The organism is Halorubrum salinarum, assembly GCF_013267195.1.
Lineage (GTDB): Archaea > Halobacteriota > Halobacteria > Halobacteriales > Haloferacaceae > Halorubrum > Halorubrum salinarum.
The window spans coordinates 1105957-1129394 of the sequence record NZ_CP053941.1; the positions used below are offsets into that span (position 1 = coordinate 1105957).

The following is a 23438-nucleotide window of genomic DNA, read 5'->3' on the forward strand; positions in this document are numbered from 1 at the left end:
CGAAACGAGCACTCCGAACGACACCACCCCGGTCAACGACCCGCCCGTATCGCCGCGCCGAGGGCGAACGACGCGGCGACGACCAGCGGCGACGCGCCGGACCACCCGAAGCGAATCCCGAGGTAGGTGCCCCCCACCAGCGGCCACGCGAGCACCGCGGCCGCCGGGATCACGACGACGGCGATCGACGACACGTCGGCGAGGGCGACGACGAGGCCGAGGGCGGTGACCCCGGCGAGCGCGGCGGTCGTGACTGCCCGCGACCGCGACGGCGTCGGGACGCGGTCGGGCGCGAGCGCGACGACGGCCGCGGCGGCGACGTACGCGAGCGCCGGCAGCGCGGCGACGAACAGCGCCTTGACGACCAATGGCCACGGGTCGAGCGCGAGGAGTCCGGCGACGCCGAGGACGTAGCCGGCCGCGAGGAGCGGGAGGAGGTGCTGGCGCCGGGGGCGGAGGGCGTCGCGGACGGCCGTGCGGGACCCGGCCATGCCGATATCCCGGGTGTGGTGCGTGATAGGCCTTCGGGGGCACACGGCGACCGTTCCGGCAGTCCCAGGCCGGTTGTCACAGTTTTAAGCCCGCCGACCGCAACGACGAACCATGGGATTCGACGAGATGGACGTCGACACGATCTGGAAGAACGGGGAGTTCCTCGACTGGGAGGACGCGACGACCCACGTTCTGACGCACGCGCTCCACTACGGGAGCGGCGTGTTCGAGGGCGTCCGCTGTTACGACACCGAGCGGGGGCCGGCCATCTTCCGGTGGGACGAACACCTCGACCGGCTGTTCGACTCCGCGAAGATGTACGACATGGACATCGAGCACTCCCGCGAGGAGATAACCGAGGCGACCCTCGAACTGCTCGACCGGCAGGACCTGGAGTCCTGTTACATCCGGCCGATCGCCTACTACGGCTACGACTCGCTCGGCGTCTCGCCGAAGGACTGCCCGACCGATCTCGTCCTCGCGGCGTGGCCGTGGGGCGCCTACCTCGGCGAGGAGGCGCTCGAAGACGGCGTCGACGTGATGGTCTCCTCGTGGCGGAAACACGCGTCCTCGCAGGTGCCGACGAACGTGAAGACGACCGGCCTGTACGTCAACTCCATGCTGGCGGGCGAGGAGGCGCGCCGGAACGGCTACGTCGAGGCCATCGTGCTCAACAAGGAGGGCAACGTCGCGGAGGGGCCCGGCGAGAACATCTTCATGGTGAACGACGGCGAGATATACACCACCGGGCCCGCCCAGTCCATCCTCGAAGGGATCACCCGCGACACCGTGATCACCCTCGCCGAGGAGCGCGGCTACGAGGTCCACGACGAGGCCGTCATCTCGCGGGGGCAGCTGTACACCGCCGACGAACTGTTCTTCACGGGCTCCGCCGCGGAGGTCACCCCGATCCGCTCGGTCGACGACACGGAGATCGGCGCGGGCACCCGCGGGCCGGTGACCGAGGAGCTCCAGAGCGCCTTCTTCGACCTGGTCGAGCGCCGGACGGACGACCACGACGAGTGGTTCACGTACCTGTAGCCCGCGCGACCCCGTCTCGATAGAGCGGTTACTCGCCGGAACTCAAACCCTCTACTCGCCGGAACTCCCGCCGTCGGCCGCCGACCCCTCCCCGTCGCTCGGGGTGCCGTCGGTCCGGACGTGCCCGTAGCCGCCGGGAGCGTCCGCCCCGTCCCCCTCCGCGGGGGCCTCCTCGTGGACGGGCACCTGGTGGGCCGACTCCGCGAACCCGGCCGAGAGGACGCGCGTCATCCCCTCCTCGACCGTCTCGCCGGTCTCCTCGATCCGCTCCGGCTCGACCTCGATGACGAAGCCGGTGGTGATGTTCGGCGCGGTCGGCATGAACAAGACGATCTTGCCGTCTCGGGTCTTCTTGCCCGTCCGGAAGGCCGTCATCCGGATCCCCGGCCACGTCTCGATGTACACCGGGCTCTGGAGCTCGTCCGTGCCGGAGATCGCCGTCTCGATCGCGAGCTTCGAGGCGTTGTACACCACCCGGAGCGCCGGGATCCGGTTTATCGCGTCGTCCACGGCCGACTCCGCCAGGCGCCCGAGCGTGGTCCGCATGAAGTAGCCGACCGCGAGGACGACGGTCGCGAACACCGCGAACGCGATGACGACGCGCGAGACGGGCTCCAGGGGCGCGGGAATGATCTCGGGCTGGAGCCCCTCGATCAGCGGGATCGACGCGATGTACTGGTAGATCCAGCGGAGGACCAAGAGGAGGACGAGGAGCGGCGCCAGCACGATGAGCCCGCTGGCGAAGTCGCGTTTCCACGTGGACATCTATCGGATCGGTATGTGTCGGCAATCCTTAAGAGGGCTTCCACGCGGCGGCGGCCCGAGGCCGGTCGGCGGTCGCCCCGCCTACCGTCCCAACACCGCCCGCACCGCGAACGTCAGGTTCTCCTTGCGCTCGCGGACGCGGCGGTAGAAGTACGAGAGCCACTTGCCGCCGTACGGGGCGTACTGGTACACGTCGACCCCCTGCGCGGCGAGGTCGCGCTGGGCGTCCTCGCGGACCCCCATCAGCATCTGGACCTCGTAGTCGGCGCCGCCCTCGCGCGCGAGCCGGTCGGCGAGCGAGATCATCTCGGGGTCGTGGCTCCCGACCGCGATCCCGCGGTCGCGGCGCTCGAAGAGGAACCGGAGGTCGTCGCGGTACGCCTCGTCGACGCGCGCCTTGTCGGTGTACGCGATCGACGAGGGCTCGTCGTAGGCGCCCTTCACCAGTCGGATCTTGCCGGGGACATCGACGAGCCGGTCGAGGTCGTCCGCGGTCCGCTTGAGGTTCGACTGGATGCACTGGCCGACGCTCCACGGGTAGTCGGCCGCGATGGACTCGAAGGCGTCGAGGGTGGCGTCGGTCGTGTCGGCGTCCTCCATGTCGCACCAGACGAACGCGCCGAGCTCGTCGGCGCGGGCGACGATCTCGCGGTAGTGCTCCTCGAACAGGTCCGCCGACACGTCCATGCCGATCTGGGAGGGCTTCACCGAGACGCAGGCGTCGAGGCCGCTGTCGGCGATGTCGTCGAGGAGCTGGAGGTAGGCGTCGGCGTCCGCGCGGGCGTCCGTGGGGTCGTCGTAGTGCTCGCCGAGCAGGTTCAGGATGACCGCGACGCCGTCCTCGTTCGCCGCCCGAGCGTGGTCAAGGGCGGACGGGACGCTCTCGCCGGCGACGAACCGACTGGCGATGGGGGGAATCATACGAACAGTTCCGGTCGGGGCGAACTTTACCTTTGTCGACCCGGCGGCGACGACCGCAAGCCCGATCCGGGGTTTATAAAACGCCGCGCGGCGGCAGTGAGGACATGATCGGTACGCTCGTTGCGACCGCGTTCTGGGCGATGCTCCCGGCGTACGTCCCGAACAACGCCGCGGTGCTTGCCGGCGGGGGCCGCCCCATCGACGGCGGCCGCGAGTGGCGCGGCGCGCGGCTGCTCGGCGACGGGAAGACGTGGCGCGGGACCGTGGTGGGGACCCTCGTCGGCGTGCTGCTCGCGCTCGGACTCAACCGCCTCGCCGACCCGGCGAGCGCCGCGCTCGGCGCCGACCTGCCGACGTTCGCGCTCCCGGCGGCGTTCGCGCTCGCGTTCGGCGCGATGTGCGGCGACATCGGCGCCTCCTTCCTCAAGCGCCGGTCCGGGCGCGAGCGCGGCGCCGCGTTCCCCGGGCTCGACCAGTTGGACTTCGTCGTCGGCGCGCTGGTCCTCGCCTTCGTCGTCGACACCGACTGGGCGCTCGCGGTGTTCACGCCGCGCGTCCTCGCGGTCGTCCTCGTGATGACGCCCGTCCTCCACGTCGTCACGAACGTCGGCGCCTATCTCCTCGGCGTCAAGAACGAGCCGTGGTGAACGCGACGGGGATCTCCTTCCGTGGCGGTCGTCGTACGTCGAAGTTTCGTAGTTGCGCTTCTGTTGTGAAAAACTGATCGAACGGTCGCGCAATTCGCAGCGACGAGAACGGCAGAAAGATATATATGCTGGTGTGGCATACCATGGCACGCATGTCCAGTAGTGCACCCAGCTCGGACGACGACGTGTTCGACGAGTTCCTCTCGGATCACGGCCACGAGACAGAGATCGTAAGCTGGGAGCGATCCTATAACAAGCTCCAGTGTCCCGAGTGCGGTGCGCTCCACGAGGAGGGAACGGCGCGGTGTTCGGTCTGCGACTGGCGGCCGAACTGACCCCGGCGGCGACGCCGCGGTGTAGGGATTTTCTTTCCGTCGTACTCCCCGGTAGTATTATGAGGAATTACTCGATAGTGACTACCATGCCGACCTGTCAGAACTGCGGTTCGTTCGTCACGACAGATTACGTTCGGGTGTTCACTCCGAACGAGGTCGATCGGCCCCGCGTCTGTCCGGCCTGCGAGGACCTGGTCCGCGACGGCGCCGACGTCCGCGAGGCCCGCGCCACGCGGAGCAGCTGACGGCCGAGCGGGCGGCGAGGCGCCCGTCCGTCGCGGCCGGACCGGAACTTGGGGCGACGACCGTCGAGCCACGGCGTTTAAGGAGAGTCGGAATCTGGGGGTAATAATGACTGATACCACGGTGACGCGGCTGTTCGGGGGTCCCGGGAGCGGGAAGACGACCGCGCTCCTGGACCGCGTCGAGGAGATTCTCGACGAGGAGGGGGCCGACGTGCGCGACGTACTCGTCGTCTCGTACACGCGCGCGGCGGCGGCGGAGATCCGCGAGCGGCTCGCCGAACGGCTCGGCATCTCCCCGCGCAGCCTCCAGGGGAACGTCAGCACGATGCACGCGAAGGCGTACGAGCTGCTGGACCTCTCGCGCGGCGACGTGGTCGGCGAGGACGACAAGGAGGCGTTCTGCGAGGAGTACGGCATCGAGTTCGAGGACCAGCACGGCGGCGCCGGCCGCCGCACCGCGCGGTCGACGACCATCGGCAACAAGATCATCGCCACCTCGCAGTGGCTCCAGCGCACCGAGCGCGACGTGGCCGACTGGTACGACGTGCCCTTCCAGTGGAACGTCGAGGAGGTCCGGCTCCCGCCCGAGGAGGACCCGAACGCCCAGCAGGGGAACAAGTACACGCCGACGTGGCCCTCCGACGACGACCGCATCGACATCCCGGAGACGATCCGGGCGTGGCGCGCGTACAAGGGCGACAACGACCTCGTCGGCTTCGCGGACATGCTCGAACGGGTCGCGCAGCGCTCGCTCGTCCCCAGCGTCGACTACCTGATCATCGACGAGTTCCAGGACATCACGACCCTCCAGTACAACGTCTTCGAGGAGTGGCGCCCGCACATGGAGACGGTGCTCATCGCCGGCGACGACGACCAGGTCGTCTACGCGTGGCAGGGCGCCGACCCCGACCTCCTCCTCGACACCGAGGTCGACGAGGACGTGGTCCTGCCGAACTCCTACCGGCTCCCCTCGGAGATCCTCAACGTCGTCAACGCCGAGATCCGCCACATCGACAAGCGCCAGGAGAAGGACCTCCACCCGCGCAAGGAGGGCGGCACCGTCGAGGCGATCGAGTCGCCCTCGATGATCGAGCTCGTCCGGAACGTCCGGTACACCGTCGAGGACGACGAGGGCGACATCATGTGCCTGTTCCGGGCGCGCTACCAGATGTTCGACTTCATCGACGAGTTCATCGACCACGGCATCCCGTTCACGATGCTCACCGACGGGCGCATGTGGACCGACCGGGTCCAAGACTACGTCAGCGCCATCGAGAAGGCCGAGGCGGACGAGCCCGTCACCGGCCTCGAGGCGCGGCGGCTCGCGGACATGCTCCAGGACTCCGCGTTCGGCACCCACGACCGCGAGGAGTTCTACGACTTCCTCGACGACCGCGAGGAGGCGGCCGACGCCGACGATGTGGCCGAGATCGAGGTCGCCGCCGACACGCTGAACGAGTACATCCCCTTCATGCCGGACACCGCGAGCGCGGACGACATGGTCCGGAAGGTGACGAGCTTCCAGCGCAAGTCGATGGGCGCGTACTTCGACGGCGACTACCGGGGCACAGACCCGACCCGCGTCCGCGTCGGCACCATCCACTCGGCGAAGGGCCGCGAGGCCGACCACGTGTTCGTCGCCACCGACCTCACGGAGAAGGTGGTCGAGCAGATGGCGGCCTCCATCGACGACCCGACCGACGTCGACGGCGTCGAGGAGTTCACGAAGTCGACGAGCCCCGTGCCGGTCCTCACCGACAACGAGCGCCGCGTCTTCTACGTCGGGATGTCCCGCGCCCGCGAGCGGCTCGTGATCATGGAGAGCCTCATCAGCGGCGCGCCAACGCTGCCGATCAGCGTCCTCCTCTTTAACGAGCTCCGCGACGAGCCGGCCCAGGAGCTCGTCGACGAGGTCCAGGCGGAACTGGCGGTCCCCGAACCCGAGCCGTGAGCGGGGGCGACGCGACGCCGGGAGACGGCGAGGGAGGACCCCGCCCGCTCCGGACCGACCTCCGTCCCGTCGTCGAGGCGGTCCGCGAGGCGGACGCGGCCGCGTTCGTCGCCGTCGGCGACCGCGCCGCCGACGACCTCCGCTACCTGACGCGCTTCTCGGGGCCGGACCGCCCGTACGCGCTGGTCGTCGCGCCGAGCGGCGGAACGACGAGTGGCGATGCCCGCGCGGTCCTCTGTGCCCCCGCGCTGTTCCGCGAGCAGGCGGAGCGGGAGTTCGTCGCGGGCGCTCGCGCACCGAGCGCGGAGGTCACCGCCGACGCCGAGCCGGCGTTCCACGACGGGGTCGCTCGCGAGGTCCGGACCGAGGGCGTCGGCGACCACGCCGGCGAGCGCGCGGCCGCGGTCGTGGAGGACCTCGTCGACGGCGCGAGCGCGGCGGCCGAGGACGCCGACCCGACCGTCCTCGCGCCCGCCTCGATCCCGCACGACGCGGCGGTGTACCTCGAACGCGCGGGGGTCGAGTTGGCCTCGACCGACGCGGTCGCCGACGCCCGGGCGCGCAAGGCGCCGGCCGAAGTCGACCGGCACCGCCGCGTCCAGCGCGCGGCGGTCGCCGGGATGGCCCGCGCCGAGGCGATCCTCGCCGAGAGCGAGGTCGACGAGAGCGAGGGCGGCCCCGGCGAGGAAGGGGAGACGGACCGCCGTCCCCCGCTCCGCTGGAAGGGCGAGCCCCTCACGACCGAGCGGCTTCGCCGCGAGGTGAACGCGGTCCTCGCCGCGCGCGGGGTCCGCGACGCCGGGAACACGGTGATCGGCGCCGGCCCCTCCGCGGCCGACCTCCACTACGTCGGCGACGACCCGATCCGGCCCGGCGAGACGGTGCTGCTCGACGTCTCGCCGCGGGGCCCGGACGGGTACTACGGCGACGTGACCCGGACGTTCGTCGTCGACGGCGACGGCGGCTGGGAGCGCCGCGCGTACGTCGCGGTCGAGGCCGCCCGCGAGGCGGCGCTCGACGAGGTCGAGCCCGGAGTCCCGGCGAAGACCGTCCACGGCGAGGCGGCCGCGGAGCTGGCCGCGTACGGCTTCGACCCGAACGCGGGCGAGGGCGAGGCCGGCTTCACCCACGGCACCGGCCACGGCGTCGGCGTGAGCCTCCACGAGGGGCCGTCGCTGTCCGGCGCGGGCGAGCTCCGACCGGGACACGTCGTGACCGTCGAGCCGGGCGTCTACGACCCCGAGATCGGCGGGGTCAGGCTGGAGGACCTGATCCTCGTCACCGACGAGGGGTACGAGATCCTGGCCGAGTACCCGTTCGGTATCGTGCCGGAGAAGCGGTCGGACGCGGACGCCGTCTGAAGGCCGGCGAGTTACCGTCCCGCCGTCTCGTCGCCGTCGACCGCGGCGGCGTCCGTCGACCCGGACTCGTCGTCGCCCGCTCGACCCGAAGCCGTCCCGTCGGGATCGCCGCGCAGTTGGCGTGGCAGCAACCCGGATAAGAGCTTCCGGGCGATCCGCGCGGGGTCGAGGAAGTACTGCGGGAGGACGACCATCGCGGCGGCGACGACGAGCAGGCCGGCACCGAGCGCGGTCTCGCCGGCGGCCAGCCGGATGATGGCGTAGTTGGCGAGCGGCAGCGCGAAGACGAGCGAGGCCGCCAGCCCGATCATGTCCAGCAGTCCGAGTCGCATCGACCCTCAGTTGATCCCCGGGGGAGAAAAGGTGCCCGGCGCATCCCGCTGCGGCGCGGCGTGGGACGAGGGCGTGCCGCGGCGTACGACCGGCCCGCCCGGTCGACCGCGCTGACCCAGAACCGATAACCGTCGCCCGCCCCCAGTTCCGGTATGTTCACCGGCATCGTCGAGGGCACCGGCGCGGTCCGCGAGCGGACCGAAACCGATGACGGACTCCGCCTGCGGATCGGCGTCGACGGGTTCGACGACCTCCATCACGGGCAGTCGATAAGCGTGAGCGGCGTCTGTCTGACCGTCGAGGAGTACGGGACCGGCGGCGCGGTCGAGGCGAGCGACGGCGGCGAGGCGGGCGACGAGCCCGACTGGTTCGAGGTGTTCCTCGCGAGCGAGACGGTCGCGAAGACGTACCTCGGCGACGTGCGCGAGGGCGACGCGGTCAACGTCGAGCGGGCGATGCCCGCGGACGGGCGGTTCGACGGCCACGTCGTTCAGGGCCACGTCGACACGGTCGCCGAGGTCCGGGGGATCGAGCGCGTCGGCGAGGACTGGCGGTTCACCTTCGCGATCCCCGAGGGGCACGGCGACTACCTCGTCGACAAGGGCTCCGTGACGCTCGACGGCATCTCGCTGACGGTCGCCGAGAAGCGCGGCGACGAGTTCGACGTCGCGATCATCCCGACCACCTACGACCTCACCACGCTCTCCGAGAAGTCGGTCGGCGACCCGGTCCACCTGGAGGTGGACGTGATCGCGAAGTACGTCGAGAACATGCTGGACGGGTACGCGGGAGCGGACTGAGCGGGAGCTGACTGCGCTGTCGACGGTCTCAGGCGTCCTGCGCGCCCTTCACCGTCTCGCGGACGGCGTCGACGCCCTCGTCGTGGAGCAGGTCGCCGACGACGATCACGTCGCTGTGGGCGGCCATCTCGTTGGCCGACTCGTAGTCGTGGATGCCGCCGCCGTAGAAGAGGGTGGCGTCGTCCAAGGCGTCGTGGGCGGCCGCGACCTTCTCCGTGTCGCCGAAGGTGCCCGAGTACTCGACGTAGACGATCTCCTGGCCGAACATGCGCTCGGCGACCTTCGCGTACGCCCCCACGTCGTCGGCGCTGAGGTCGCAGTCGGCCTCCGTCAGCTGGGCGACCGAGGCCTCGGGGTTCATGACGATGTACGCCTCAGTGTGGGTCCGGCTCCAGTCGAGGTCGTCGATGCGCACCCACTCCTTGTGGGCGCCCGTGATCCAGAAGGGACCGCCCGCGTTGAACACGGTGGGGATCAGGTAGCCGTCGAGCGACGGGGAGTCGATCACGACGCCCGGGTTCGACGGCTCCTGGTACAGCGGCACGTCGTACTCGGCGGCGGCGTCGACGACGCGCGTCATCTTCTCCGCGGTGACGTCGAGGGTCCCGCCGATCTCGATCGCGTCCGTCCCGGTCCGGCACACGTCCTCGAAGGTCTCGCCCGGGCGGAGGTCCTTGTCGGGGTCGACCTTCAGCACGTGGTCCCAGTCGTCCCACGGGTTAGTCATCGGGCGAAACTCCACCGGGCGTGACCAAAAAGGTGCGGAACCTGTCTCGCGGGCGGGCGAGGAGAGCGCCGAGCCTACAGCAGATCGTCGATCTCGTCGTTCTCGAACGCGGCCGCCGGGTCGGGCTTCTCCTCGCGCTCGTCGCGGACCGCCTGCCTGGCGCGCTCTAAGAACGCCTCGACGCGCTGGGAGCGCTCGACGCCCGCGAGGAGGACCAAGGCGGCGATCCGGTCGGAGTCGAGCGGGAAGTCGCCGCCGCGGACCTGCATCGATCCCGTCTCTTCTTGAAGCCACTTCCGGGCCTTCTCCGCGCCCTTCCGCGAGATCCGGTCCGGGTCGCCCGCGACCGCGACGAGGGCGGCGTCGGCGTCGGTCGCGTTCGGCAGCGAGAGCCCCGTCATCACGGCGCTCCGGACAGCGCTGGTCACCGTGGTGACGTTCTCCTGCGGGTCCTCGGCCGCCGGCGCCGACGCGAAGCCGACAGCGGCCATCCCGCCCGAGCGGAGCGTGTTTATCACCTCGCTCGTGTCGACGACCGACTCGCCGACGCCCTCGACCGCCTCGCCGGCGGCGAGGATGAGGCCGATCCGCTTCGCCATCGAGGCGTTGATCGCCTCGTAGCCGCCCTCGACGGACTCCCCCGCGGAGCGCCACGCGTCGTTGTCCAGCAGGATCGTCGCGTCCGCCTCGCGAACCAGCGTCTTCAGCGACCGGCCGGCGTTCACCTGGTACATCGTCCCCTCGTCGCGGCCGGGGAGGACGCCGATGGCGTAGACGGGCACGTCGTACACGCGGTTCAGTTCGCGGACGAGGACCGGCGCGCCGCCGGAGCCGGTCCCGCCGCCGAGGCCCGCGACGACGAACACCGCCTCCGCCTCCGCGGTGACCTTCGGGGCGAGCGCGTCGAGCACCTCGACGGCGTCCTCGTCCATCACTTCGGCGCCCAGTTCGTTGTCGCCGCCGACGCCGTGGCCGTTGACTCGGGACTGCCCGACGAGGACCGTTTCGAGCGGGAGGGGGTCGAGGTCGGCCGCGGCGGTGTTGACGGCGAGCGCGTCGAGGACCGCGCCGTAGCCGGCGTCGGCGTCGAACTCGGTGATGGCGGTCGCCAGCTTCCCGCCGGCCTGTCCGACGCCGAGGAGGACTGCTTTCATGCGGGGACGTACCACCCCCCGCGACAATACCCTTTCCCCGAGGTTTAAGAGTGGAACCGCGGGCAACGGGCCGCATGACCGATCACGCACGCGGGACCGAACCGCCGAGAGCGGAGACGGAGTCGGAGGCCGCGACGCCGACGGACGCGAACGGCCCGAACGACCGGATCGAGTCCCGGCTCCGCGCCGTCGAGCGCGCGGTGACCGGAGGCGACGCGCGCCCGGCGGACGCGGCAACGGAGGCGCGGGCGACGGCCGAGCGCGAGCGGCTCGAATCGCGGCTCGACGACGTGGAGGAGCGCGTCGCGGAGTTGGAGGCCGCGACGCAGGCCATCCGCGGCTACGCGGGAGCGGTCAGAGCGGTCAACGACGAGGTCGAGCGGCGGGCCGACCTGGCGCTGGCGCGGGCGACCGAAGCGAGTCGAGGGGCGGACCGCGACGCCGACCGTGACGACGAACTCGACCAAGATGCGACCGACGCCGGCCCCGCCGACGGCGCGGTCCCGTCGGAGAGCGCCCTCGACGCCGCCCTGCCGGACGACGGGCCGGGTTCCGGCCCCCGCACCGGCGGTGAGGGGAGCATCGAGGGCGGCGGCGGCGCGAGCGACGACGGCGGCGCGTGGGCGACGGACGCGCTGGACCGGCTCCGGGAGTCGCTGTGAGCGCGCCGTGATCCGCGTGGTCCTCACGGTCCTCGTGGCGGTCGCGCTGCTGGCGGCGTCGATGCCCGCGGTCGAGACGGCCCGGACCGCGACGACGGCGGAGCGGCTCGGCGCCGAGACGGACCGGCTGGAGCGAGCGATCGCCGGCGTCGTGAGCGGGTCGACCCCCGTGAGCGACCCGGCGATGGCGGCGGGGACGACGGTCCTCCTGCGCGTCCCGACCGGGTTCGCCGCGGCCGAGACGGACCGCGTCGCGCTCGTCGGGTCGGCGGGGGGGCCGGGCGGCGTCGCGCTCGCGTACCGGATCGACGGCGGACCGAAGCGCACGCTCCGCGTCGGAACGGGACCCGCGGAGACGGCCGTCGACATCGTCGGCGGCCCGATCGAACTCCGACCGGGACCCAACCGGATCCGGATCCGGTACGTCGACGACGGGGGACCGACGGTCCGGATCGGTCGCATCGGCTGAAGCTGGTCGGTGGCGGAGAACGGGGGCGAGTGAGCGGGCGATCGTTTATATACCGAACCGCGGCCACGGCCGGCATGAACCTCGACCTCACCGAACGACTCGCCGACGGCGACGGCGGGACGACGCTCGGACGGCTCCCGTGGGTCGACGACGGTCCCGGCGCGTGTCGGTGCGAGCCGACGTTCCGCGAGCCCGTGGGGACGGGCGTCGAGGACCGGGTCGTGCTCGACGTCGACGCCGACGGCTGCCCCGGGCGCGGCGACCTCGCCGCGAGCCCGGACTGCCTCGCGACCGTCGTCTCGGCGCTCGCCGACCGCGACGCCGACGTGATCAGGACGCGGCACCGCGGCCGAGAGCGCTCCTACGCCGACCGGGCGGCCGAGCTCCTGATCGCCGCGGGACGGTTCCATGAACGGATCGAGTTCCACGAGGAACGGCTCGCCGACCGCGTCGTCCGCAACCCGCTCGGCGCGGCGGCGGAGGCGGCCGGCCGCGCGGGCCCCGCGAAGCGCGTCGCGACCGAGACGGGGCTGCTGTCGGCCGCCGAGGAACTCGCCGGAGGCGCGGACGGCGTCGAGAGCGACCGCGAGCTCGGCGAGTGCCTCCGCGCGCACGTCGGCCCGACGGCCGCGACAGCGCGCGTCGCGGCCGCGCCGCCGCCGGGCGCGACGCTGGTCGACCGCTGGACGGTCGCGACCGGGGCGACCGTCCGGCTCTACGAGGGCGACGACTCCCTCAGGACGTACCACCTCACGCCGCCGAGCGCCGACTTGGACGCCGACGCCGTCGCGACGCTAGCCGACGCGCGGGACCGGCTGCTCGGCGATCCCCGCGGGGGCGACAGAGCGCCCGGACGAGCGGTTCGATCGGCCGCGGACGACGGCGACCCGGTCGCGGACCTGACCGAGGTGCTGCGGCGGCACACGCACGGCTACGGCGCGTTCGAGCACGTCTTCGCCGACGAGCGCGTGAGCGACGCGACGGTGACGGCGCCGGTGGCGGAGAACCCGCTCCGCGTGGTCCTCGACGGCGAGCGGTGCCGGACGAACGTCCGGCTCCCGCCGGAGGGGGCGGCCACGCTGGCGTCCAGGCTCCGGCGGGAGAGCGGGCGGGCGTTCTCGCGTGCGACCCCGACGCTCGACGCGACGATCGAGTCCGAGACCGGGCGCGTCAGGGTCGCCGCGGCCACGGCGCCGGCGAGCGACGGCCTCTCGTTCACCTTCCGCCGCGGCGACCCGGAGGCGTGGACGCTCGCTCGGCTGGCGTCCGTCGACACGCTCACGCCCGCGGCCGCCGGGCTGTTGTCGGTCGCCGTCGAGCGCGGCGTGGCCGGGCTGATCGCCGGGGGACGGGCCGCGGGGAAGACGACCGCGCTCGGAGCGCTGCTGTGGGAACTGCCCGCCGAAACGCGGACGGTCGTCGTCGAAGACACGCCGGAACTGCCAGTCGACGCGCTCGCGGACGCCGGCCGGGACGCCCAGCGGCTCCGCGTCGGGGACGGCGCCGAGCTCGCGCCGGCGGACGCCGTGCGGACCGCGCTCCGCATGGGCGGCGGCGCGCTGAGCGTGGGCGAGGTGCGCGGCGAGGAGGCACGGGCGCTGTACGAGGCGATGCGCGTCGGCGCCGCCGGCGAGACGGTCCTCGGGACGATCCACGGCGAGGACCCGGCGGCCGTCGAGGAGCGCGTCGTCACCGACCTCGGCGTCCCCCGCTCGTCGTTCGCCGCGACCGACCTGATCGCGGTGCTCGACTCCCACCGCGTCGAATCGATCGTCGAGGTCGTCGACCGCGGCGACGGCGTGAGCTTCGAGCCGCTCTTCGAGCGCACCCGGGACGGACTCGTCGCGACGGGGCGGGTCGACCGCGGCGAGAGCCGACTGATCAAGGCCCTCGCGGGCGCGGACGAATCGTACGCGGCGGTGCGATCGGCCGTCGATCGGCGGGCCGACGGGATCCGGGAAGCGGTTCGGACCGGGCGGACCGCCCCGGCGAGGTACGTGGGGGGCGACCGATGACGGGAGCCCAGTCGCCCCGATCCGACGGATCGGTCAGATCGAGCGACGAAGGGGAGGGGGCCTCGGAGGAGCTACGGCGGGCGGTCGCGTTCCTCGGGTGGGACCGCTCCCCCGAACGGATCGTCAGCCTCGGGTACCGGATCGGAGTCGTCGCGGGCGGGGTCGTCACCGCCGTCGCGGCGCTCGTCGCCGGCGCGGTCGCCGCCGCACCCGCGGGGCTGGCCGCCTTCGTCGGCGGGGTCCACGCGGTCCATCGGGCGCCGGTCTGGCTCGCCTCGCTCAGGCGGACGCGGGCGCTCGGCGCGGCGCCGGGGCTCGTCGGTCGACTCGTGTTGCGGATGCGCCTCGACCCCTCGACAGAGCGCGCGGTGCGGTTCGCCGGGCGGACCGGGGACGGGCCGCTGGCCGCGGCGCTCTCCCGCCACGAGCGGGGGAGCGCGGACGGGCCGACGAGCGGCCTTCAGGCGTTCGCGCGCGAGTGGCGCCCGTGGTTCCCGGCGATCGACCGCGCCGCGGCGCTGGTCCGGACGGCTGCGACGGCGCCGCCCGAGCGCCGCGGACGGTGCCTCGACCGCGCGCTCGACGCGACGCTCTCCGGGACGACCGACCGGCTCGCGTCGTTCGTCGGCGCGGTTCGGGGCCCGGTCTCCGCGCTGTACGCGTTCGGCGTGCTGCTCCCGCTGGCGCTCATCGCGCTGCTTCCCGCGGGCGCCGCCGCCGGCGTCGCGATCGGTCCCGGGCTCGTCGCCGGCCTGTACCTCGTCGCGCTCCCGAGCGGGCTGGTGGCCGCCTCGGCGTGGCTGCTCTTCCGTCGCCCGGTCGCGTTCCCGCCGCCGCGGATCGACGGCGATCACCCCGACGTGCCGGACCGCGGCGGGTCGGCGCTCCTCGTGGGCCTCGCGCTCGGCGCGGCGGCCGCCGTCGTCGCCGCGCGGGCCGTGGCGCCGTGGGCCTGGCCGGTCGCGGGGGTCGGCGTCGGCGTCGGAAGCGCGCTGTTCGTCCTCGCGCGGCCCCGTCGGGCGGTGCTGTCGGACGTGCGCGACGTGGAGCGGGGGCTCCCCGACGCGATAACCGTGATCGGCGGCGACGTGGCGGAGGGGATCGCGGTCGAGACCGCCGTCGCGAACGCCGGCGAGCGGCTGGACGGCGCGACCGGCGAGGTGTTCGAGCGCGCCGGGCGCCGCAGCGACACGCTGCGGGTCGGCGTCCGCGAGGCGTTCCTCGGGCGGGGCGGCCCGGCGGCCGCCGTCCCGTCGCCCAGGCTCCGCGGCGCCATCGCGCTGCTCGCCGTCGCCGCGCGGGAGGGCCGCCCCGCCGGCGACGTGCTGCTGGAGCTCGCGGACCAGCTGGAGTCCCTGCGCGACCTCGAACGCGACGCGCGCCGCCAGCTGGCGACCGTCACGGGGACCCTCTCGAACACCGCCGCCGTGTTCGCGCCGCTCGTGGGCGGGGCGACCGTCGCGCTCGCGACCGGGATCGACGCGGTCGACGTGGGGAGCCTCGGCGCCGGGGCGGCGGCGGGCGCCGACGCGCTCGGCGGCGGGCTGAGCGCCGGTGGCAGCGCGGGCGTCGAATCGGGGGGCGCCGCAGGCGGGAGCGGTCCGTCCGGGGCGAGCGGCGGCGCGGGGACACTGTCGGTGCCGGTGCTCGGCCGGATCGTGGGGACGTACGTGCTGCTGCTCGCCGCGCTCCTCACCGGACTGGCGACGGGGCTGGAGCGCGGGTTCGACCGGACGCTGGTCGCGTATCGGGTCGGGATCGCGCTGCCGACGGCCACCGCGACGTTCCTCGTCGCGTTCGCCGGCGCCGGCCTGCTGTTCTGAGCCCCGGCGGGGGAGGCCGAGACGGCGGCCGACGCCGGCCAGGGCCACCGGCCCGCGACTCCGATCGTTTATATACCAAACCGCGGCCAGCCGCGCCATGTTCGAGACCCACCTCGACGCCACGTACGCGTGGCTCGGCCTGGCCGTCGTGAGCGTCGCGGCCGTCGGCGTGGCGGCCGCGTTTCCAGCCTCGCCGCCGCCGGACGCCGACGGCGTCGCGCGCACGGTCGACTCGGTCGCGGACGGGGAGTATCCGGCGACCGCCGAGCACGGGATCGCGGCGGACCGGATCCGGCTCTCGGCGGGCGCCGTCTCGCTCGGCGACGATCGGGGAACGGCGCGTGCGGCGCTCGACGCGCCGCGGATCACGCCGGTGGTCCGGCCGGCGGCGGGCGTGGCGCCGGCCGCGGTGACGGACGCCCGGCTCCGGCGCGTGCTCGACGGCGCGCCGCCGGACGCGGCGTTCGACGACCCGGCGGCGTTCGCGGCTGCGGCCGAGCGGGCGCGGGCGGCGGACGCGACGTGGACGCCGGCGCCGGAGCGGATCACGGTCCGACGGGTACACTACGGCGACGTCCGCGTCACGCTCGTGGGGTGATCGCGCGTGTTACCGGACTCCGCGAGGCCGGGGGATTCGACGGCGCCGGGGGCGTCGACGGACTCAATTCGGCCGTTCTCGGCCGCCAATCGCGCCGCCGTCGAACCGATCGCCGCGCTCGTCGCGGTGATCGTCGTCGGACTCGCGCTGGGACTGTACGCCGGCGCGTTCGCGGACGCGGCGCCCGACGGGGACCGGGCGAGCGCGGCGGCGGCGCTCGACCGCGTCGAGGACGCGGTCACCGTCGGGGGCGTGGTCGACCCGGAGCGGCTGCGGCGGGCGGAGGCGCCGGGGACGGCGACGGCGATCGAACTGGAGGCGGACGGTGAGCGGTGGTCGGCCGCGTCCGGTCCGGAGGCGCCGGGACCGCCGGGGGTCCGGTCGCCGGAGGCGGTCGCGGTCGCCGAGCGGCGGGTGACGGTGCGCGTGGCGCCGGGACGGAACGTCCGGGGGACGCTCCGGGCGGTGGTGTGGCGGTGACCAGCACCGTCCTCGACGTGACCGTGCTGCTGCTGTGCGTCTCCGCCAGCGTCGTCGCGCTCGGCGCGACCGACGCCGGCGGTCCCGACGGCCCGATCGCGGCCGACGCCGCCGACCGACTCGTCACCGAGACCGCGACCGTGGCGTACCCGGACGGGGACGCGCCGAACCGCACGCGGCGCGTCACCGCGACGCGGGCGGAGCTGCTCGCGCTGCTCGCCGTCCGCGACGCCGAAGGGGCGTTCGACCGCGAGGCCGTCGCGTCCGTCCGGGCGGGGGTCGGCCAGCGGACGCGCGTCGACGCGACCGTCCGGCGCGACGATACAGCGAGCCGGAGCGACTCCGCCGGAGGATCACCGGGCAGCGACGCGCGGCGGCACTCTGGGGCCCCGCCGGCGCGAAGTGAGGCCGCCTCGTCACCGCATTCGATCGTCGGTGCGGCGGTTCCGACGCGGGGGGTCGACGGACGGGGCCGAGCGCACGGCGTTGACGACGCGGGAGGGTCGGTCGCCGTCGGCCCCGAGCCGCCGCGAACCGCCGACGTCGCCGTCGCCGTGGTCCGACAGCCGGTCCCGGACGGGTTCGGCGATGCGAGCGACGAGCGCCGCCCGTCGGAGGGCGTCGTTCGGATCGTCGTCAGGAGGTGGTGAGCGTGGGGAATCGAAGGCGCGGTCGGTCCCCGAACGCCGGTCGCGCGCGGACGTTCGCCGTCGACGAGCGGGCGCGGGTCCCGTTCGCGCTCGTCGGCGTGCTGCTGCTCGTGACGAGTTCGGCGTACGCCGCGGGCCTCGCCGAGCAGGGGCTGGTGGGAGAGGACCGCCGCGTCGAGCGCGCCGTGGAGCGCGTCAACGCCGACGCCACCGCCGCGCTCAGGAGTGCCGCCCGCGAGGCCGCCCACGACGCGGCGGCGTCCCCGGTGACGCGCGCGCCGGAGGGGACCGGGCCGGGGGGCGAAGCGGTCCGCGAGGGGTCCGCGTTCGAGGACGCGTTCCGAGTCCGGCTCGCGATCGCCGGCGCGGAGGCGCTGCGCGCGGTCGAGAGCAACCACGGCGCCGTGACGGCGAACGTGTCGCTTCCGTTCGTCGACTCAGCGGATGACCTCGTCGCCGCGCGCGACCGGGTCCGCGTCGAACCGGCCGCCAACGGCACCGCGGCCCGGGTCACCTTCGAGGGGGTCGCGACGACCGCGACCCGGGACGGTCGGACAGTCGTCAACCGGACGCGACCGCGGACGGTCACGGTCGCCGTCCCGACGCTGGCCGCTCACGAGCGGACCGAGCGGTTCGAGCGCCGGCTCAACCGCGGGCCCGTGGAGGGGCCGGGGCTCGGGCGACAGATCACCGCCAGCCTCTACGCGATGGCGTGGGCCCGCGGGTACGGCCAGTACGCCGGCGCCCCCGTCGAGAACGTCGTCGCGAACCGGCACGTCGAGCTGTCGACGAACGCCGGCATCGTCCGCGTCCAGCGGGACGTGTTCGGAACCAGCGACCCCGACGCGCGCGGCGGCGTCGCCCGGGCGACCGCCCGGACCGGCGTGACCGACCTGCTGGCGCCGACGGGCGTCCGCGAGGCCGCCTGGACCGACGCCGTCCTCGGAGCGCCGACGCCGACCGGGAGCGTGGAGGGAGAGTCCGGGGCCTCGACCGGCGACGCGGCGGCGAGCGAGGACGCCGCCTTCGACCCGGGCGGGGAGGCGACCGGCGAGACCGCCACGGTCGAGGTCGGTCACGCGGCCGACCGCGCCGCGACCCGCGTCCACGACGACCTCGAATCGATCCTGCGGGCGAGCCACCGGGTCGAGGCGACACTGGAGGCGGAGGCGACGCGGGTCGTCGACGGCGGCCCCGTGTCGCCGGACCGACCGCGTTCGCGGCTCGCCGAGCCGTGGCGCCGCGTCGACGCGTCGCGGACGGAACGCGTCCGCGTGACCGACGGGAGCGAGCTCCGGACGGGGACCGACGGCGCGACCGTGTCGGCGGGCGAGTCGGTGTCGTTCGGGCGCGCGACCCGGACGGTCGTCGTCGAGCGCACCGCGACCGCGACGTGGGAGCGCCGGGTCGTCGAGCGCGGGCCGAACGGGACGGTCGCGAACGTGAGCGTCGACCGCGCCGTGACGCGGGACGAGGCGACGGACCGCTACCACGTCCGCGTGTCGGTGACCGGAACGTACGCGCCGCGCGTCGACGCGCCCGATCGGCCGACGGCGACGTTCGGGGCCGCCGAGGGCCGCGGCGTCGACGGTCCGGACCTCGCGGACACCCCGGCGGCCGCGCGGGCGGAACTCGGCGTCGAGACCGATCGCGATGTCGACCGACTGGCGCGCGAGGCCGTCGAGTTCGGCGACGAGACGCGGTCGACGGTCGTGTACGGCGACCGCTCCGACGCGGACGTAGACCGGATTGCGAGGGACGTCTCGGAACTGTCCGAGCGCGTCCGCGGGGTGGAGACCGAGGCGTCGATGACCGACGCGGCGGTCGGCGAGTCGACGCCGTACCGGGACCTCGCCGCGGCCGTGCGCGACCGCCGGGAGCGCCTCCGGGACGCCCCGGCGAGGTACGACGGCGCCGTCGACCGGGCGCGCGTCGCCGCCCGCGTCGCGTACCTCGACGCCGTGGTCGCGGAGTTGGAATCGGCGGCCGAAGACCGGGAGGCGGCGACCGAGGGCGTCCTCGACCGCGTGAACGACGCGTTCGGCGGGCCGCCCGTGGGCGAGGTGATCGCCAGCCGCGAGGCCGCCCGCGACCCGGGGACCTACGCCGTCGGCGGCGGGGGGCCGGGCGGCGCCGTCACGTTCGCGCCGGAGGGGTCGCCGGGGTACCTCCCGCGGACGGCGGTCGACGGCGAGCGCGTCGCGGGCGTCGACGGCACGACGACGCGACCGCTCGCGACACGGAACGTGAAATACGTCACGCTCCCGTACGGGGACGTCTCCGGCGGGATCGCGGACCGGATCCTCGGCACCGACGACACGGTCCGGATCGGCGTCGCCGGGCGGGCGCTCCTCGCGGCCGACGAGGCGCTCGCGGCGGCCGCCGGCGACGACGACCTTCGCGCCGACCGCCGCGCGCTCGCCGGACGGGTCGACGCCTCGCTGCGACGGGTCGACGAGGCGCTGGCGGCGCGGCTCGCGGAGCGGACGGACCTCTCTCGCGCGCAGCGGAAGGCGGTCCTGGACGCCGTCGCGGCCGACTACGACTCGCTCGGCGAGCGGGCCGTCGCGGTCGGCGACGGCGAGTACCCGGAGCGCGTCGCGAGCGAGGCGGCACGGGTCGGGTCCCTGTCGTCGGCCGAGCGGCTCGGGCTCGCGGCGCACCTCCGCGTCGAGGCGCGCGCGGAGGCGGGGCGGGACGCGGTCCGCGTGCCGGCCCGGTTCGTCGACGAGGCGACCGCCGCGTCCCGCGCGGTTCGCCGGAAGCGGGTCGAGTCGGCGATCGAGGGGCGCGCGAGGAAGGCGGTCGCGTCGGTCCCGGACGAGCGGGTGCCGAAGCCTGTTCGGACCGTCGGCGCGGGACTGCCGGTCGCGCCCGTGCCCGGGTACTGGGTGGCGACGGTCAACGCGTGGCACGTCGAGGTGCGCGGGGAGTACCCGCGGTTCGCCCTCCGAGCGAACGTCGGAACGCCCGGGCGCCCGTTCGAGTACGTCCGGGAGTCCGGCGCGGTCAGCGTCGAGGTGGACGGCGAGTCGGTCGCGCTCGGCGCCACGGAGCCGGTCGCGTTCGAGACGCGGACGGTCGTCGTCGTCGCCGTCCCCGCCGGACCGCCGGGCGTGGGCGACGTCGGCGGGACGCGCGAGGAGACGTCCGCCGGCTGGCCGTGTCCGGGTCCCCTGACCGCGTCGCCGGAGGACGGAGACGAGTGTACGGCGGGGTGAACGGCCGCGGGAACCGACGGGCACGCGCCCGACCGCAGGCGTTTTGAGACGGCGCGACCGAGTGAGGGTATGTTCCACGAGGTCGTCGACGGTCGCGGCGCCGGGCCCGACGTCGACGCCGACGAGCCGGCGGCGGCGGAGTTGCTCGCCGCCTTCGAGGCGATGGTGACGGAGGCGACCGCGGCGGTCGATCCCGACCGGCTGGTCGGGGAGACCGGGCTGAGCGAGGCGGACGCGGGCGCCCTCCGCGAGGGAGAGATCGCGTCGCTCTCGCTCGCGGACGCGGCGGCCGTCCTCGCGGCGGCGAACCCGGACCGAGACGCCGACGCGATGGTGGCCGAGGTGCGCGACCACCTGCTGATGGGGATGGCGACCGCCGTCCTCGACGTCGACGCGATCGCCGCGAAGATCGACGCCGACCTCACCGGCCAGGAGGTCCAGCAGGCGTTGGAGGGGCGGACGAGGATGACGCTCGGGCAGCTCGCCGAGATCCTCGCGGTCATCGAGCGACGCAAGCCATGAAGGTCGTCGTCGTCGGCTGCGGGTACGTCGGGCTGGCGCTGGCGGAACAGCTCGCCGCCCGGGGCCACGCGGTCACCGGCGTCCGGCGGTCGGACGCGGGGCTCGACGCGGTCGAAGCCGTCGGCCCCGACGTCGAGGCCGTCCGCGCGGACGCGACCGATCCGGCGTCGCTCTCGGCGCTCCCGGACGCGGACGCGGTCGTCTTCGCGGCCAGTTCCGGCGGACGCGGCGCCGACGCGGCGCGGACGGTGTACGTCGACGGCCTGGCGAACGTCGTCGACGAGTACGGCTCGCGGGCGTCGCCGCCGGACCGGCTGGTGTACACCTCCTCGACGGGCGTGTACGGCGACCACGACGGCGGGTGGGTCGACGAGGAGACGCCGGTCGAGCCGACCACCGAGAAGACCCGCGTCCTCGCCGAGGCGGAGCGGATCGCGACCGAGCGGACGGCGGAGGCCGGGATCGACGGAACGGTCGTCCGGTTCGCGGGGCTGTACGGCCCCGAGCGGTACCGGCTGGAGCGGTACGTGGAGGGGCCGGTGACGGCCGGCTACCTGAACATGGTCCACCGCGACGACGCCGCGGGGTCGATCCGGCACCTGCTGGAGGCAGACCGGGCGCGCGACCGCGCCGTCCTCGTCGTCGACGACGAGCCGGTCGACAAGCACGCGTTCGCCGACTGGCTCGCCGACGCCTGCGGCGTCCCGCGTCCGGAGAAGCTGTCGAAGGACGAGCGGATCGCGGCGGGCGACCTCTCCGCGGCGGCGGAGCGCCGGATCCGGACGAGCAAGCGGTGTTCGAACGCGCTGCTCCGCGAACTGGGCTACGAGTTCGCCCACCCGACGTTCCGGTCGGGGTACCGCGACGCCGTGCGCGCGTTCCGCGCGCGGAGCGAGTAGACCGCCCCGTCGAATCGCGGCGCGCCGCCGCACGGCCGCGGGATCGCGGGGCGTTCCGTCGGTTTCGGTCGGTCGGAACGGTAACGAACCTTCATGTGTCGGGAGCGACTCGCCACAACGCATGCGAGCGATGAGCGCGGTCGGCGACCGGTTTTCGCAGGCGGCGACCATGGCTCGGGAGAACCCCGAACTCGCCGTCGCCGCGGCGCTCGTCGTCCTGATCGCGGTCGGCGTTGGCCTGATCGTGCTCCGGTCCCGGCGGACGGCCGGGGTGAAGTTCCGCCGACTGCTGGCCGCCGAAGACGAGATCACGGTGTTGATGCACCCGAACCCGGACCCCGACGCGATGTCGGCCGCGGTCGGGGTCGCCTCGCTCGCCGACCAGGTGGACGTCGACGCCACCGTCCAGTACCCCGGTCAGATCCGCCACCAGGAGAACCGGGCGTTCCGGACCGTCCTCGACCTCGAACTGGAGCCGATCGAGCACGTGAGCGACCTCGCGGCGGAGTCGGTCGTCCTGGTCGACCACAACGAGCCGCGGGGGTTCGCCGGGGCCGACGGCGTGTTGCCGATGGCGGTCGTCGACCACCATCCCGGGGACGGCGCCGGCGAGCTGTTCACCGACGTGCGGACGGACTACGGCGCGACCGCGTCGGTCGTCGCCGAGTACTTCCGGGACAACGACGCGGTCCCCGTCCCGCCGGACAAGCACGCGAGCGAGACGTCGAGCGACCTCACGCTGTCGACGGACACGGCGACGGGCCTGCTGTACGGGATCTTGGCGGACACGAAACACCTCACCGTCGGCGCCAGCGAGCCCGACTTCGCGGCGGCCGCCTACCTCTACCCCGGCGTCGACCAGGACCGGCTCGACCGCATCGCGAACCCCGCGGTCGACGCGGAGGTGCTGGAGGTGAAGGCCCGGGCGATCGCGGGGCGTCGGATCGAGGGGTCGTTCGCGGTCGCCGACGTCGGCGGCGTGAACAACGTCGACGCGATCCCGCAGGCCGCGGACGAGTTGATCCAGCTGGAGGGAGTCAGCGCCGTCGTGGTGATCGGCGAGCGCGACGAGACCGTCCACCTCTCGGGACGGTCGCGCGACGACCGGGTCCACATGGGCAACGCGATAGCGGCGGTGTTAGACGACGTGGACAACGGGAACGGCGGCGGGCACTCCCGGATGGGCGGCGGGACGATCGAACCGGAGGTCGACCCCACCGGAGAGGGGGAACCGGAGACCGTCGACCGCGACGCGCTCGCCGACGGGCTGTTCCGCGCGATGGCGGGCGACGTGTGACCGGGTCGGCGAGCCGACGGTCGCCGCGAC

The 23438-nt window shown here is 73.9% G+C and carries 24 protein-coding genes; 18 read left to right on the forward strand and 6 right to left on the reverse strand.

The window, feature by feature from the left end; all coding sequences use genetic code 11:
- Nucleotides 1-32: 32 nt before the first annotated feature.
- Nucleotides 33-491, reverse strand: a complete 459-nt coding sequence (locus HPS36_RS05610; protein ID WP_173229012.1) for a hypothetical protein — start codon at nt 489-491, stop codon at nt 33-35.
- Nucleotides 492-603: 112 nt separating this feature from the next.
- On the opposite strand from HPS36_RS05610, the gene HPS36_RS05615 reads away from it, so the two are divergent.
- Nucleotides 604-1533 (forward strand): branched-chain amino acid transaminase, encoded by a 930-nt coding sequence (locus tag HPS36_RS05615; protein ID WP_173229014.1) that lies wholly within the window; start codon nt 604-606, stop codon nt 1531-1533.
- Between the two features lie 51 nt (nt 1534-1584).
- On the opposite strand, the gene HPS36_RS05620 is transcribed toward HPS36_RS05615, so the two are convergent.
- The gene (locus HPS36_RS05620; RefSeq protein ID WP_173229016.1) at nt 1585-2298 is read right to left on the reverse strand and encodes a DUF502 domain-containing protein; all 714 of its coding nucleotides are present in this window, start codon (nt 2296-2298) and stop codon (nt 1585-1587) included.
- Between the two features lie 81 nt (nt 2299-2379).
- A complete protein-coding gene (locus tag HPS36_RS05625; protein ID WP_173229018.1) occupies nt 2380-3219 on the reverse strand; it encodes a proline dehydrogenase family protein in 840 nt (279 codons plus the stop codon).
- A gap of 104 nt (nt 3220-3323) precedes the next feature.
- Here HPS36_RS05625 and HPS36_RS05630 point away from each other — a divergent pair, with 104 nt between their 5' ends.
- The 5 genes from HPS36_RS05630 (at nt 3324) to HPS36_RS05650 (ending at nt 7758) form a co-directional block, all read left to right on the forward strand.
- Nucleotides 3324-3866, forward strand: a complete 543-nt coding sequence (locus HPS36_RS05630; RefSeq protein WP_173229020.1) for a CDP-2,3-bis-(O-geranylgeranyl)-sn-glycerol synthase — start codon at nt 3324-3326, stop codon at nt 3864-3866.
- 152 nt (nt 3867-4018) lie between these two features.
- Entirely contained in the window at nt 4019-4201 is a 183-nt protein-coding gene (locus HPS36_RS05635; RefSeq protein WP_053772426.1) for an HVO_0416 family zinc finger protein, read from the forward strand.
- A gap of 86 nt (nt 4202-4287) precedes the next feature.
- Nucleotides 4288-4446 carry a DUF7563 family protein gene (locus HPS36_RS05640; RefSeq protein WP_167551915.1) on the forward strand — a complete coding sequence of 53 codons (159 nt, stop codon included), beginning with the start codon at nt 4288-4290 and terminating at the stop codon, nt 4444-4446.
- Nucleotides 4447-4552: 106 nt separating this feature from the next.
- A complete protein-coding gene (locus HPS36_RS05645) occupies nt 4553-6397 on the forward strand; it encodes a UvrD-helicase domain-containing protein (RefSeq protein ID WP_173229022.1) in 1845 nt (614 codons plus the stop codon).
- Nucleotides 6394-7758 carry a M24 family metallopeptidase gene (locus HPS36_RS05650; RefSeq protein ID WP_173229024.1) on the forward strand — a complete coding sequence of 455 codons (1365 nt, stop codon included), beginning with the start codon at nt 6394-6396 and terminating at the stop codon, nt 7756-7758. Before HPS36_RS05645 ends, HPS36_RS05650 begins: the two co-directional genes overlap by 4 nt.
- A gap of 11 nt (nt 7759-7769) precedes the next feature.
- On the opposite strand, the gene HPS36_RS05655 is transcribed toward HPS36_RS05650, so the two are convergent.
- Entirely contained in the window at nt 7770-8090 is a 321-nt protein-coding gene (locus tag HPS36_RS05655; RefSeq protein WP_173229026.1) for a DUF7533 family protein, read from the reverse strand.
- Between the two features lie 153 nt (nt 8091-8243).
- Between HPS36_RS05655 and HPS36_RS05660 the strand changes: the two genes are divergently transcribed.
- Nucleotides 8244-8891: a riboflavin synthase gene (locus tag HPS36_RS05660; protein WP_137717551.1), complete on the forward strand. Its 648-nt coding sequence runs from the start codon at nt 8244-8246 to the stop codon at nt 8889-8891.
- Nucleotides 8892-8919: 28 nt separating this feature from the next.
- Here HPS36_RS05660 and HPS36_RS05665 read toward each other — a convergent pair whose 3' ends face one another.
- Together HPS36_RS05665 and HPS36_RS05670 are read right to left on the reverse strand one after the other, a co-directional pair.
- On the reverse strand, nt 8920-9618 hold the full coding sequence (locus tag HPS36_RS05665) for a phosphoglycerol geranylgeranyltransferase (RefSeq protein ID WP_173229028.1): 699 nt from the start codon (nt 9616-9618) through the stop codon (nt 8920-8922).
- Between the two features lie 74 nt (nt 9619-9692).
- Nucleotides 9693-10772 carry a tubulin/FtsZ family protein gene (locus HPS36_RS05670; RefSeq protein WP_121563567.1) on the reverse strand — a complete coding sequence of 360 codons (1080 nt, stop codon included), beginning with the start codon at nt 10770-10772 and terminating at the stop codon, nt 9693-9695.
- Nucleotides 10773-10846: 74 nt separating this feature from the next.
- On the opposite strand from HPS36_RS05670, the gene HPS36_RS05675 reads away from it, so the two are divergent.
- The 11 genes from HPS36_RS05675 to HPS36_RS05725 all read left to right on the forward strand — a co-directional run bounded on the left by HPS36_RS05675 (nt 10847) and on the right by HPS36_RS05725 (nt 23408).
- Complete coding sequence (locus tag HPS36_RS05675) at nt 10847-11434, forward strand: DUF7310 family coiled-coil domain-containing protein (RefSeq protein ID WP_173229030.1); 588 nt, start codon at nt 10847-10849, stop codon at nt 11432-11434.
- 7 nt (nt 11435-11441) lie between these two features.
- Entirely contained in the window at nt 11442-11903 is a 462-nt protein-coding gene (locus HPS36_RS05680; protein ID WP_173229031.1) for a DUF7311 family protein, read from the forward strand.
- Nucleotides 11904-11977: 74 nt separating this feature from the next.
- Complete coding sequence (locus HPS36_RS05685; RefSeq protein WP_173229033.1) at nt 11978-13918, forward strand: ATPase, T2SS/T4P/T4SS family; 1941 nt, start codon at nt 11978-11980, stop codon at nt 13916-13918.
- Complete coding sequence (locus HPS36_RS05690; protein WP_173229035.1) at nt 13915-15741, forward strand: type II secretion system protein; 1827 nt, start codon at nt 13915-13917, stop codon at nt 15739-15741. Before HPS36_RS05685 ends, HPS36_RS05690 begins: the two co-directional genes overlap by 4 nt.
- Nucleotides 15742-15838: 97 nt before the next feature.
- On the forward strand, nt 15839-16339 hold the full coding sequence (locus tag HPS36_RS05695; protein WP_173229037.1) for a DUF7283 family protein: 501 nt from the start codon (nt 15839-15841) through the stop codon (nt 16337-16339).
- A gap of 6 nt (nt 16340-16345) precedes the next feature.
- On the forward strand, nt 16346-16819 hold the full coding sequence (locus HPS36_RS05700) for a DUF7285 family protein (RefSeq protein ID WP_173229039.1): 474 nt from the start codon (nt 16346-16348) through the stop codon (nt 16817-16819).
- Nucleotides 16810-17469, forward strand: coding sequence for a DUF7284 family protein (locus HPS36_RS05705; protein ID WP_173229041.1), 660 nt, complete (start codon nt 16810-16812; stop codon nt 17467-17469). The genes HPS36_RS05700 and HPS36_RS05705 overlap by 10 nt, the downstream gene beginning before the upstream one ends.
- Entirely contained in the window at nt 17463-20690 is a 3228-nt protein-coding gene (locus tag HPS36_RS05710) for a DUF7286 family protein (protein WP_173229043.1), read from the forward strand. Before HPS36_RS05705 ends, HPS36_RS05710 begins: the two co-directional genes overlap by 7 nt.
- A gap of 69 nt (nt 20691-20759) precedes the next feature.
- Complete coding sequence (locus HPS36_RS05715; protein WP_173229045.1) at nt 20760-21212, forward strand: DUF5791 family protein; 453 nt, start codon at nt 20760-20762, stop codon at nt 21210-21212.
- Nucleotides 21209-22111 carry an NAD-dependent epimerase/dehydratase family protein gene (locus HPS36_RS05720; protein WP_173229047.1) on the forward strand — a complete coding sequence of 301 codons (903 nt, stop codon included), beginning with the start codon at nt 21209-21211 and terminating at the stop codon, nt 22109-22111. Before HPS36_RS05715 ends, HPS36_RS05720 begins: the two co-directional genes overlap by 4 nt.
- Nucleotides 22112-22232: 121 nt before the next feature.
- Complete coding sequence (locus HPS36_RS05725) at nt 22233-23408, forward strand: DHH family phosphoesterase (protein ID WP_173229049.1); 1176 nt, start codon at nt 22233-22235, stop codon at nt 23406-23408.
- Nucleotides 23409-23438 lie beyond the last annotated feature (30 nt).

What these genes read in the sequence shown, in the direction of transcription:
- HPS36_RS05610 (WP_173229012.1), bottom strand. Translation starts at nt 491, where the DNA reads ATGGCCGGGTCCCGCACGGCCGTCCGCGACGCCCTCCGCCCCCGGCGC.
- HPS36_RS05615 (WP_173229014.1), top strand. Translation starts at nt 604, where the DNA reads ATGGGATTCGACGAGATGGACGTCGACACGATCTGGAAGAACGGGGAG.
- HPS36_RS05620 (WP_173229016.1), bottom strand. Translation starts at nt 2,298, where the DNA reads ATGTCCACGTGGAAACGCGACTTCGCCAGCGGGCTCATCGTGCTGGCG.
- HPS36_RS05625 (WP_173229018.1), bottom strand. Translation starts at nt 3,219, where the DNA reads ATGATTCCCCCCATCGCCAGTCGGTTCGTCGCCGGCGAGAGCGTCCCG.
- HPS36_RS05630 (WP_173229020.1), top strand. Translation starts at nt 3,324, where the DNA reads ATGATCGGTACGCTCGTTGCGACCGCGTTCTGGGCGATGCTCCCGGCG.
- HPS36_RS05635 (WP_053772426.1), top strand. Translation starts at nt 4,019, where the DNA reads ATGTCCAGTAGTGCACCCAGCTCGGACGACGACGTGTTCGACGAGTTC.
- HPS36_RS05640 (WP_167551915.1), top strand. Translation starts at nt 4,288, where the DNA reads ATGCCGACCTGTCAGAACTGCGGTTCGTTCGTCACGACAGATTACGTT.
- HPS36_RS05645 (WP_173229022.1), top strand. Translation starts at nt 4,553, where the DNA reads ATGACTGATACCACGGTGACGCGGCTGTTCGGGGGTCCCGGGAGCGGG.
- HPS36_RS05655 (WP_173229026.1), bottom strand. Translation starts at nt 8,090, where the DNA reads ATGCGACTCGGACTGCTGGACATGATCGGGCTGGCGGCCTCGCTCGTC.
- HPS36_RS05660 (WP_137717551.1), top strand. Translation starts at nt 8,244, where the DNA reads ATGTTCACCGGCATCGTCGAGGGCACCGGCGCGGTCCGCGAGCGGACC.
- HPS36_RS05665 (WP_173229028.1), bottom strand. Translation starts at nt 9,618, where the DNA reads ATGACTAACCCGTGGGACGACTGGGACCACGTGCTGAAGGTCGACCCC.
- HPS36_RS05670 (WP_121563567.1), bottom strand. Translation starts at nt 10,772, where the DNA reads ATGAAAGCAGTCCTCCTCGGCGTCGGACAGGCCGGCGGGAAGCTGGCG.
- HPS36_RS05675 (WP_173229030.1), top strand. Translation starts at nt 10,847, where the DNA reads ATGACCGATCACGCACGCGGGACCGAACCGCCGAGAGCGGAGACGGAG.
- HPS36_RS05685 (WP_173229033.1), top strand. Translation starts at nt 11,978, where the DNA reads ATGAACCTCGACCTCACCGAACGACTCGCCGACGGCGACGGCGGGACG.
- HPS36_RS05690 (WP_173229035.1), top strand. Translation starts at nt 13,915, where the DNA reads ATGACGGGAGCCCAGTCGCCCCGATCCGACGGATCGGTCAGATCGAGC.
- HPS36_RS05695 (WP_173229037.1), top strand. Translation starts at nt 15,839, where the DNA reads ATGTTCGAGACCCACCTCGACGCCACGTACGCGTGGCTCGGCCTGGCC.
- HPS36_RS05715 (WP_173229045.1), top strand. Translation starts at nt 20,760, where the DNA reads ATGTTCCACGAGGTCGTCGACGGTCGCGGCGCCGGGCCCGACGTCGAC.
- HPS36_RS05720 (WP_173229047.1), top strand. Translation starts at nt 21,209, where the DNA reads ATGAAGGTCGTCGTCGTCGGCTGCGGGTACGTCGGGCTGGCGCTGGCG.
- HPS36_RS05725 (WP_173229049.1), top strand. Translation starts at nt 22,233, where the DNA reads ATGCGAGCGATGAGCGCGGTCGGCGACCGGTTTTCGCAGGCGGCGACC.